Below are 857 nucleotides of genomic sequence, written 5' to 3'. Positions count from 1 at the left end.
GCTCCGACTGCTTGTAAGCATACGGGTTCAGGTTCTCTTTCACTCCCCTTCCGGGGTGCTTTTCACCTTTCCCTCACGGTACTGGTTCACTATCGGTCGCTGAGGAGTATTTAGCCTTGGAGGGTGGTCCCCCCGGATTCCCACGGGATTTCACGTGCCCCGCGGTACTTGGGATCCCTTCGGAATGGCTCGTCCTTTCGCCTACAGGGGTGTTACCTGCTGTGCCAGGCCTTTCCAGACCGCTTCGACTAGGATGATTCATTCGGGATGAAGGTCCCGCAACCCCGCTTCCGAAGAAACGGTTTAGGCTCTTCCCCGTTCGCTCGCCGCTACTGGGGGAATCTCGCTTGATTTCTTTTCCTCCGGGTACTTAGATGTTTCAGTTCCCCGGGTTGGCTTCGCTGACCTATGGATTCAGTCAGCGATGTCCGGATATGACTCCGGACGGGTTGCCCCATTCGGGTATCCACGGGTCTATGCCTGCTTACGGCTCACCGTGGCTTTTCGCAGTTATCCGCGCCCTTCTTCGCCTCTCAGCGCCTAGGCATCCACCGTATGCCCTTACTAACTTGACCTTATTTTCAATGAATGATCGCTTCGTCTATCTTACTTACCGTGGTGAATCATAATTGCAGCGAGACACTTCGTCCAAAGACTATGGTGTCGATACTGTAATAGGACTTCACCGTTGAGTATGAAAGCTTGACGCATAGATCATCATTGCTTTGCGCTTTACTTTACCTCTGTGCAGTTTTCAAGGAACAACACCGCTACATAGGAGCGGTCATATGAAAACCTGACGTTTGTCAGGTCTGCCGGGTAATAAAACCCGGTCAATCTGGCAGCGACCTACTCTC

The 857-nt window shown here is 52.7% G+C and carries 1 rRNA gene; it reads right to left on the bottom strand.

Annotated features, from left to right (window positions below):
* A 23S ribosomal RNA gene (locus GJ688_RS20005) occupies positions 1-575 on the bottom strand; the annotation flags it as partial.
* Positions 576-857: the final 282 nt, after the last annotated feature.

The organism is Heliobacterium mobile, from assembly GCF_009720735.1.
Lineage (GTDB): Bacteria > Bacillota > Desulfitobacteriia > Heliobacteriales > Heliobacteriaceae > Heliobacterium > Heliobacterium mobile.
The sequence above is the reverse complement of the archived record's forward strand: the minus strand, read 5'-3'. Positions and strand labels throughout refer to the sequence as shown.